Annotated in this window: 7 protein-coding genes; 4 read left to right on the top strand and 3 right to left on the bottom strand. The window is 39.0% G+C overall.

Annotated elements, in window-relative coordinates; all coding sequences use genetic code 11:
• The first annotated feature begins 442 nt into the window (after nucleotides 1–442).
• A complete protein-coding gene (locus tag QZ138_RS10355) occupies nucleotides 443–592 on the top strand; it encodes a hypothetical protein (protein ID WP_292888958.1) in 150 nt (49 codons plus the stop codon).
• A gap of 305 nt (nucleotides 593–897) precedes the next feature.
• On the opposite strand, the gene nrdD is transcribed toward QZ138_RS10355, so the two are convergent.
• Nucleotides 898–3,216 (bottom strand): anaerobic ribonucleoside-triphosphate reductase, encoded by a 2,319-nt coding sequence (gene nrdD / locus QZ138_RS10350; RefSeq protein ID WP_292888957.1) that lies wholly within the window; start codon nucleotides 3,214–3,216, stop codon nucleotides 898–900.
• Nucleotides 3,217–3,464: 248 nt separating this feature from the next.
• A complete protein-coding gene (polC, locus tag QZ138_RS10345) occupies nucleotides 3,465–6,761 on the bottom strand; it encodes a DNA polymerase II large subunit (protein ID WP_292888956.1) in 3,297 nt (1,098 codons plus the stop codon).
• 159 nt (nucleotides 6,762–6,920) lie between these two features.
• Between polC and QZ138_RS10340 the strand changes: the two genes are divergently transcribed.
• Genes QZ138_RS10340 through QZ138_RS10330 form a run of 3 tightly spaced genes read left to right on the top strand, consistent with a single transcriptional unit; the run spans nucleotide 6,921 to nucleotide 8,883 of the window.
• Nucleotides 6,921–8,000 (top strand): hypothetical protein, encoded by a 1,080-nt coding sequence (locus tag QZ138_RS10340; protein WP_292888955.1) that lies wholly within the window; start codon nucleotides 6,921–6,923, stop codon nucleotides 7,998–8,000.
• Between the two features lie 33 nt (nucleotides 8,001–8,033).
• A complete protein-coding gene (locus QZ138_RS10335) occupies nucleotides 8,034–8,525 on the top strand; it encodes a nucleoside deaminase (RefSeq protein ID WP_292888954.1) in 492 nt (163 codons plus the stop codon).
• Nucleotides 8,506–8,883 (top strand): hypothetical protein, encoded by a 378-nt coding sequence (locus QZ138_RS10330; RefSeq protein ID WP_292604100.1) that lies wholly within the window; start codon nucleotides 8,506–8,508, stop codon nucleotides 8,881–8,883. The genes QZ138_RS10335 and QZ138_RS10330 overlap by 20 nt, the downstream gene beginning before the upstream one ends.
• 49 nt (nucleotides 8,884–8,932) lie before the next feature.
• Here the strand turns inward: QZ138_RS10330 and QZ138_RS10325 are convergent, their stop codons facing one another.
• Nucleotides 8,933–9,277, bottom strand: a complete 345-nt coding sequence (locus QZ138_RS10325) for a hypothetical protein (RefSeq protein ID WP_292888953.1) — start codon at nucleotides 9,275–9,277, stop codon at nucleotides 8,933–8,935.
• Nucleotides 9,278–9,648 lie beyond the last annotated feature (371 nt).

Genomic DNA, 9,648 nt, shown 5'->3' with positions numbered 1-9,648 from the left:
GTTTTATTGTACACAAAAGCACTGGCATTAATATTAAACCATAATTCCTTTTCCATCTCTTCATCAGGAACAAATTCAACCTTATCGGTTAAAATAAAAGTTTTATCGCACATATTCAACATCTTTTTTTTCACATTTTATTAGAATTATAAAAAAATCCTAAAAACATCATCACTTAATGACTAAAAATAATCATAAAGGATTGTTTTTTTTTAGAATATCATTATTATGAAACCGTGTTTTAAAAAAGAAAGGAAAAAAATTAACTTATTGAAGTTTTTCCCTATCTTTCTATATTACATATTATTAACCTACATATTATATGGCATTTATCCGAGAGCATTTGAAAACTAATCTCACCACTCCATCCACATAAAAAAAATATAGACACTATCCACTAAAATGTGCAATTCATCCCTGGCTTAAAGAAGCCGGAGAATTCTTGCACAATAAAGTTAAATGTGATGATACCTTTGGCATTGGTTTTCACGTAATAGGTTTTCTTGTTGAGCTTGATTTTCACCACTTGATTTGCACCGACAGGGTGGCATCGTCTCCAAGTATGATGATTTTAGCTTTGGTTCCGTCATAGTAATACATTACTATGTCTTCGTCATCGCTGAACCTTGAATAAACAGTGATTTTGCTTTTTTTAACTTCACCGGTCGCAGGATTTGTAACTGTAATTGTTGTGTAGCCCTGATTCAGTTTAAATTGCGGTGATTGAAAACAGTAATATGAGCAATATGAATGAGCCTAAAATCAGTTTGTTAAATTTCATATTAAACCTCACCATCATATATCAAAAATTTCTAAAATTAGTTGTTAAGATATTGGCCCTTAAAATATGATTTTGATGGTTTGGTGTAAAAAAATGGTGTGAAGGAAGATAACTGTTTAGTTATCTTCGAATCTTCTTCTGTCAATTAATTCTTGACGTTTACCTGGGTTCCAACCTCCGGATGCAGATTTTGCACGTCCAACTTGTTGAACGTATCCGGTAATTCTGTCATACCATTCTACATCTTCTTTTTCACCGCAGGTAGGACAAACATTGTTTAGTCCTTTCATTAAAGTTTTACATTTTAAACAGAAGCTTAATGCTGAGCTGTAAGCCCAGAATCCGATATCGGATTTTCTAGCAATCTTGTCAGTTAAGCTCATTAGGGAATCCGGATCGGAGTATGATTCTCCCATGAATGCATGGAAGATGTGACCACCAGGGGTTAAGCTGTGGTATTGTTCTTCAATTTTGATTTTTTCAATTAAGGATAATCCGGTGTCGACAGGCACGTGTGAGGAGTTTGTGTAGTAGTTAGCATTACCGTCTCCTTGCACGATAGCTTGGTCTTTGAATTGTTTTTTGTCGAGAGTTGCGAATCTGTAAGCTGTGGATTCAGCAGGGGTTTGTAAAACGGACCATCTGAGGCCGGTTTCTTCCTGTAATTTTTTAGCTCTGTCGTTTACATATTCAAGACATTTTACACCGAACTTGTTAGCATCAGGGTTTTCGATTCCTTCGCCGAATAAGGACAGTAACATTTCGTTAAGTCCGACAAAACCAAAGGACAAGGTTGAGTTTTGGATTCTGTAGTATGAATCTTCAGCAACTTGCTGTTTTAAGAATGGTAAAATGTGGAAATCGTTTAAACATTTTAATCCTTGTTCTCTTCTAAGCATTAAGGTTTCTACTGCAAGATCCATGTACTCATCTAAGTATTCGAATACTTGGGTTTCGTCTTTGGATTGGTATCCGATTCTTGGGAAGTTTAAGGTTACGTAAGCGAGGTTACCGGTTCTTAAACAGTCTTGGTCCCAGTCGCCGGTCCAGGTGTCCTGTAAACAGGTTCTGCATCCCATGTAGTTTGCCATTTTGTTACGGTATTTAGGGAACATGTTCACAAAGTAGGATGAACCGTATTTTGCTGACAGTTCGTGCACCAATCTGATGTCATCTTCGTATTCACTGGTCATTGTTTCCGGTCTTAAGGTATAGATAGTATTTGGGAATAAATGAGGTTTACCTTCATTGTCTCCGGCAAGCAAGGTTTCAGTGAATGCTCTTTGAATCAATCTGGTTTCTTCTTCAAAATCAGCGTAGGTTCCGACTTCAACACCTTTTGGTCCGTAAGCGGTTTCATCTTTCAGGAAGTCAGGAACACCAAATTCCAATGCCATGCTTGTGAATGGAACCTGTGATCCACGGGCTGCATATGCCATGTTCAGGTTGTAGACAAGCATTTGCACGGATTGTTTGATTTCGTCATAAGTTCTTCCTCTTGCGAATGGTGCAACAAACACGTTCCATAAGGACATTCCTTGTCCACCGGACATGTTCTGTTGTGCTGCAAGCATGATTTCACCAGTATGGTTCATTAAAGTTTCCATGTGATTTGGGGCGCCTGCAATGGAGGTGTGGTCACCAGTACCGTCGACTTTAAGTCCATATTTGATGAAAGTTCTTATATCATGCTGCATACAGTTGAGAGGTCTTCCAGCGAAGAATTCCAAATCGTGTATGTGAATGTCTCCTGCCATGTGGGCATCTGCCAGGTGTGCAGGCAACATTTTTAAGAGTGCGTATTGCTTTAATGCTTCGTCTGCTACATGCTTGTGGATACTTTCTGGGTTGTGGATCATGTTTGCGTTGTCCCTGTTACCGTTTTCGATTAAAGAGGTAATGTTGTATACAGGGATACCTAAACGGGTGTAACGGCTTCTTAAATCTTCTAAACCGTATTCAATCAATTTTGTGTTGACCATTTCCCTAATCATTGGAGCGGTCAGGTATTCCACATTCAATTTCTTGAGCTCTTTCCAGGTTTCTGTAGCAATTTCAAAAGCGGTTTCTTGGCTAGCACCGGTTTCTTCAATCAGGGTGTTAGCGATTTTTGATAAGTCAAATGCTTCAATAGTATCTCTGGAGGTACGTACTTTTAATTGAGTGCTTGCTAAGTATTTGTTTGCTATTTCCGGATCGATGTCTTCTAAACATTCGTGCACGATTTTTTTGATTTCCTTGGTTTTGATTCCGTCGTATAGCTGAGATACTACAGTTGCTATGATTTTGTCAGATTCAAAGAATGGGGTTTCCACCATTATTAATGATTTCATTAATTTTTCGTAACTAAATCTTTCTTTTATACCGTTATTTTTCTCTACGTTAATTTTAACGGTTTTATCTAAGTTATTTCCTAATTCTGATATTTTTTCCATTTAATTCACACCATTTTCCTAGTTTTTAAAAATTTCATTATCCCTAAGAGAGAGCATCCTCTCACTTGCTATTAATGTATGTAATCACTTGTATAATTATTGTTCGTATTGATACGAACATCTACTTAATACTTAGATTTTTATGGTATATAAATTGTTCGTCTTGTTACGAACAAAGTTCATATACTCTGATATTTTCTATATTTAACATATTAAAAATCAATTGTCCGAGAGCATTTGAAAAGTAATCAGAAAAATACATCCAGCGAACTCTGCTTGGACTTGTCACTTTCAAACAGTGAGTTGATACCGAACTCCTGAATCTCCAGACGCTGCTCAAGGTAATGTGATACTGGGTAACGATTGACCAGATCTCTTGAAATTTCAAGATACTTGGTAACTGATCCCTTTGAAACAGACAGGATTAGATTTCCTCCACATGTACATTTTCCGGTAAGCGGCATTCTGCGATATTTGGCACCGCACTTTGTGCACCTTACCTTCTGCTTGGAAAACGCCCTTGAGTTTCCCATGATGTCGGGCAGGAAATGGGATGTCAGTACCTTTTCGACAACTCCACGCTGGTCGACCGCACGTATGGTTTCTGCAAGTGTAATTTGAGCCTCCACCTTTTCCCTCATGGAAGGCAGCCTCTTGTAAAGGCAGACTGTAGGTCCTGCATGGATGTTTGAAGTGTGGTGGGAAAACATCAATCCCTCATACTGCTCGGGAGTTCCCAAATGCATTTCAACATTGTCAATATATTCTAAAACATCGGCAGGCTTGTGAGGAGTGTAGGTTTCATCGTAAAACTCGACAGGGAACCTTTCGAATATGTCCAGGTTGTGGGATTCGTCGTCTATCTCTTCAGGATCTATTCTTGAAGACAAAACTAAAGGAGCATCCATACTTCCCCCTCTTGTGTTAGGAAGATATGTCTTTGAAAAGTTGATCAATGCATCCAGAAGCAGCATTACGGCATCTTCGTCACTGTCACAGTTCCTACGTTTTGCTGAATGGAAATAAGGATGTGCGTAACATCCAAGTGCCTTTGTAAATCCGACTATTCTTCCCAAAACGCCGGCGGATGTGTGCGGTGCCAGGCCGGCCACAAGATGGCCGATCAGGTCGCTTTTTTCCTTGACGTTGTAGAACGGTTCCATATCATAATATCGGGTAAGCTCGTCATCAATGAACTGTGCTGTTCTAAGCAGATATTCTCCACAGTTGTCTGATATTACAATGTCCTGCACCCTTAACTCAACAATCTGGTCCTCATTTTCAATCGGGTTTCCATAGCAATCCTTTTCATAACCCATTTCATGCAGTTTTTCGACGCTGACTCCAATTTCTCTTGGGATGAAATGTGTCAAAGGCAAATCGGTGGAGTCATGACGGATTGTTCCGTCCTTGAAGGTGAACACCTCATGCTTTGCTCTGAGTATTCCCTTTTCAATAGGTTCGGGCAGTTTGGCTTCGGAAATCATACCTACAACGCCCTTCACCTCATCGACACGCCTTACCTTAACGTTGTCTGATGCCTTCTTAAGCATTGACGCCAATGGAACGGTTTTCATTGAAGGCTTGCTCATTTCGGTCGGATGGCCACATTTCGGACAAAGTGATCCGAAAGAGCTGATTCCACATTCCGGATTGGTACATTTCCTTCTGGATATGTCCACCTTGATGCTTCCTTTTTTGGCGGCGGTTGCAACCAGTCTTCTGGCTCCTCCATAATTGCCGATTGGAATCAGTCCGTGAGGGGCAGGTCTCATCAGCCTTTCCTTTGATTTTTCAGGCCTTCCGACACGGGTACCGATGTATGCCGGAGCCTTGTTTTTAATTTCAACAGGTGAAACCGCATTGACCGCCTCGATGGTTGTCTTCATCTCAGGCAACCTTTCGGATAAGGTGTTGAGCAGTGCATATGCATGGTCCTTGTCGATGATTATTTTGCCGTCCCTTACAATGTGGGGAACCCCAATAATCTCCAAAATCCTTTTCGGATAAGACAGGTCGAGCTTTATTCCCTCTTCTTCTGTGTAGGTTGACCTGGACTTTTCAAGCAGCTCAATCAATGTATTCAAATCGCCAATTGTCACATCGTTATAGCAGTAGGTGTATTTTGGATGAAGCGGAATGCCGTACTCTTTTGACAGCTCGAATGCCTCTGCAGAGGGCAGGTAGTCGTATTCCAGTTTATAAAGGTCCAAATCGGTGTTGTCCTTGTCGAATTTTTCGCTTCTCATCAGAAGCTGAATCCACCATTCCTCAACCCATCCGGACGGGTATAGAGGCTGGTTGTTTCTCAGGAATTCTCCGAACGCAACAAGCATGTCTCCTAAAAACAGTATTTCGGTAACGTCCTTTTTGACTTCACGAGCCTTCTTAACGCTGTCGAGTATCAAAACGTCTCCGTTTCTGAGCTTGACGATTGGCCCTTCGATGGAATCAACCGGAACGACACAGTTACCCTTTCCGGGGTATTCGATTTTAAGCTGTGTTCCGACTGCCAGAAATTCAAGCAATGCCATTGTTGCCGGGTGAACTCCCATTGTAGCAAGTCCTGTGTTTCTTGAACGACCGTATCTCAGTCTGAAAGCTCCCTTTTCTGAAGGATATCCTAAAATTGGCCTTCCGCCAATGATATCCTGAATGTATTTAGGTTCGCTGACAACATCGGAATCGTCACTTGAATCTGATGAATCGTCCTTTTTAGGCTTTGAATATTCGCTGAGCCATTCCCAATCGAGCCCTAATTTTTTGGAAATCTTGTGGATCTTTTTGGACTTTTGGATAACTCCCTCGACCATAGCCAGAAGCGCTCCTCCACGAATGTTGTTTGTTTCTACACGTTCCAGGTCCCTGTGGGACACCTCCACCTGGTCTGTCTGTTCTCCGGACACTTCAACCGGAATGTGATTTGCGGCGAATCTCACTTCCTCTGGTGTTGGTGAGTATTGCAGGTTTGTGACTTCGGATTCGTAAAGCTCCACTTCTTCCACATACCTTTCTATTTCATCGTCTATAGGTTTGAATGCCTCAATACCGATAGCCTGGCGAATCTTGTCTCCCAAAAGCACGGCCAATGCTGCAGCTGTACCTCCCGCACTTCTGATAGGTCCTGCAAAGTATACTCCAATGTATTTTGTTCCGTCAAAGTTGTCCTTGATTTTAACATCGGAAATACCTTCCAGAGGCGCTGCTACCACACCTTCTGTCAGGATGGCAAGAGCGGTCCTTAATCCCTGGTCGCATCTCTGCTCCTCATTCCAGTCGGCCTTTTCACCGGTCAGATTGAATTTTCCTGATGCGATTTCAGCGGCAATCTCAAAGGCAACAGATTCTCTGTCCATGTCGGTTTCCAATTCCTTGATTCTTTGTGCCACACCTTCGGGGCCAACAAGCCCCTCTACTCTTTCAGCTAAATCCTTTGCAAGTGGCACTTCGGTTTCGGTTTCAACATCTAAACCTTTAGACCTTGCTTCGTTAGCTATATCGTATAGGTGATTGGTTTCTTTTTCTAATCTATCAAAATAATCCATAGTATCGCCACAAGTTACAAAATTAATTTGGTATATAATGTATTGTTTTTTATCGTTATTAATGTTTTTTAGACAATACTTAAATATGCCAAAATCTTAATTATTAATGTATCTCGTAGTTGAATTTTGAAAATTAATATTGCTATAATGGTGATTTTAATGGCTGATGATAAACCAATAAACGCTATGTATGGTCAAAAAGTAAAATTAGACCTAAATAAACTTAGAAATAAGTCAAAAACAGAAACTGAAGAAAAAGTTGTTGAAGAGAAAGTTGTTGAGGAACCAGCAGTTGAAAATACTGTTCCTGAAGTTTCAGTTGAAGAAACTATTGACGAAGAACCTGTTGAAGAAGAGGTTGTTGAAGAAGAGGTTGTTGAGGAAGAGATAGTTGAAGAAACAGTTGAAGAGGAACCTGCTGAGGAAGAGGTTGTTGAGGAACCGGTTCACAATGAACCTAAAATCGAAGTTGTTGGAGAACCTGTTGAAGAGGAACCTAAAAAGAAACAACCAAAACAAAATTCTTCTAAAATTAATGATTTAAAAGACAAATTAGCTGAAAAAGATAAGAAATTATCCAACCAGTCTAATGAACTCAATTACTTAACCAATAAAGTAATTCCTAAGCTCAAAAAAGAAAATGCAGAGCTCAAAAAAGTCAAGAAGGAATTAACTGACGCACTTGAAAAATCCACAAGAAAATACTTCGATCAGCTTGACATCAATGCTGACTTAAGTAACAATATAGGTAAATTGGGTGCTGATGCTGCAGTTCACAAGGTAAGGGCTGATAAGTTAGAATCTGAAGTGGACACTATCAAAGAGGAATTAGGTGCTGAAATATCAGAACTTAAGGAAAAACTTGCAAATACCGATGTCGACAGCATCAAAAATGAAAACAGTAAATTGGTTAAGGAAATTGGTGATTTGAAAGACAAATTATCAGAGTCAAGAAAGGAAAACATATCACTTTCAGAAGAAGTTGACAAGCTAAGAGCAGAAATCATTGAGTTCGGAAACTATAAAGAGGAAGTTGAAGCTCAAATTAAAAAAGAGGTTGACGGATATAAGGAAGAAATTTCTGACCTCAGAACCAAACTCAAAGTCAAAGAAAGTAGCTATGATAAACTTTCAAATGAAACCAGTAAAACCATTTCCGATTTAAGAAAGCAAGTTGCAAAACTTGAAGAAAAATTGGAAAAAGAATCCAATAAAGGATTATTTAACAGATTCAAATAGATGATTAAATTCATCTATTAACTTATTTTTTTTATGAAAACCGATGATTATTTTATGGCTGAAGCTTTAAGGGAAGCTGAAAAATCTTTAAAAGAAGGCGGAATCCCAATCGGGGCTGTGCTTGTCAGGAATGGGGAAATCATATCACGAGGCCATAACAGACTGATTCAGAACGGTTCTGTCATTTTGCATGCCGAAATGGATGCAATTGAAAACGCAGGACGCCTTAATTATGATGATTACATTGACTGCACATTGTACACAACTCTGTCTCCCTGTCCGATGTGTTCCGGTGCCGTAATATTATACAACATTCCGAGGGTTGTTATTGGAGAGAACACGACACTTATGGGGGCCGAAAGCTTTCTCGAATGCAACGGCGTTGAAGTCAGGGTTTTAAATGATATCAAATGCCGTGACATGTTTTTGAGATTTGCCGCCAACAATTCTGAAATTTGGGATGAAGAACTTAAAAAAGTCGGCAACACTACAGAGGTGAACATAAATGGAGATAATAGTAACTGATGAGCGGGACGAAAGATTTATAGATATGTGTTCCTCATTCGGATGTGAAGTCACAGACCCTCAGGTAGTTCTGCTTTTAAGCAATTTCGGAAAAACCGTAGGCTGCGCCAGCTTTAAGGTATATGACTCAGAGTCCTGTGAAATAACAACACTGTTTTTAAACTCTTATGACAATAGGGAAAGAATATCCTATAAGCTGATCAGGCAACTTGAAAAGATAGCCATGGACTATGAATTCAAAAGCATCGTTGTCAGCTTCGATTCCAAAGAGGATATCCTGATTGAAATCTTTGAAAAATTAGATTACAGATTCGTGGATGAACTTCTAATGAAAAAGGAATTCAAAAGCTTGGTATGATATTAAATAATTAAATCAGATGATTGTGTAGTCATCTGAAATGATTTTTTTAAAGCAACATCATTGAGTTGATTATTTTTTTCGCTTCCGGAGGAAGGTTTGTCGTTTTGTTTAACTCTTTTAGTTTGTTTTTGTATTCCTCATTGGTTTGATTAAGTTCATCAATCTTTTTATCTTTTGTTTTCAGTTCATTATCTTTTGTTTTTATTTCATTGTCTTTTTTTTCGATTTCTTTGTCTTTTTCATCAAGTTTGTCGCCATATTCATCGTATACGAGCTTGTCTATTTCATTTTCAATATGCCTCATTCCAATCAGCCCCATTAATTTGTTTTGTTTTGTGTTAGAGGTAATGTGTTTCAGTATCATTCCTCCGAGAATAACTCCTATATCCATTTTCAAAAGTTCCATCTTTAATAATGGCTTTTTTGAAAACTTTTGCTAATGATTCAATGACTGAAGGAGCATGCTCTTTTAAGATAAATTTTGATATGGATGCTATATCAAGTGCCTCGGTATCAGTTAATTCTTTTTTTTGTTTTACTTTATTAATAATGTTTTCATATTTTTCCCAAAGTTCATTTTGGCTAAAATAGTAGTAATAAATCTTAATGTGCACTGAAGGCGAATATTCGTAGCATTCACAATTCTTATTCGGATTTTGGTGACTTGAACCTCTCCGACCTGTAGAGGTCGGAGATTCTTAGGTAATCCATTCTATATGAATGGAAATATTCTAAGCTATCCCCTAGGTCCCCTAGGTTCTG

Source organism: Methanobrevibacter sp. UBA212 (assembly GCF_905233225.1).
Classification (GTDB): Archaea; Methanobacteriota; Methanobacteria; order Methanobacteriales; family Methanobacteriaceae; genus Methanocatella.
This window is presented reverse-complemented; position numbering and strand designations above follow the sequence as displayed.

Bases quoted from the DNA above. Each gene is read 5' to 3' on its own strand.
- QZ138_RS10330 (WP_292604100.1), top strand. From the start codon at position 8,506: ATGGAGATAATAGTAACTGATGAGCGGGACGAAAGATTTATAGATATG.
- polC (WP_292888956.1), bottom strand. From the start codon at position 6,761: ATGGATTATTTTGATAGATTAGAAAAAGAAACCAATCACCTATACGAT.
- QZ138_RS10340 (WP_292888955.1), top strand. From the start codon at position 6,921: ATGGCTGATGATAAACCAATAAACGCTATGTATGGTCAAAAAGTAAAA.
- QZ138_RS10335 (WP_292888954.1), top strand. From the start codon at position 8,034: ATGAAAACCGATGATTATTTTATGGCTGAAGCTTTAAGGGAAGCTGAA.
- nrdD (WP_292888957.1), bottom strand. From the start codon at position 3,216: ATGGAAAAAATATCAGAATTAGGAAATAACTTAGATAAAACCGTTAAA.
- QZ138_RS10325 (WP_292888953.1), bottom strand. From the start codon at position 9,277: ATGGATATAGGAGTTATTCTCGGAGGAATGATACTGAAACACATTACC.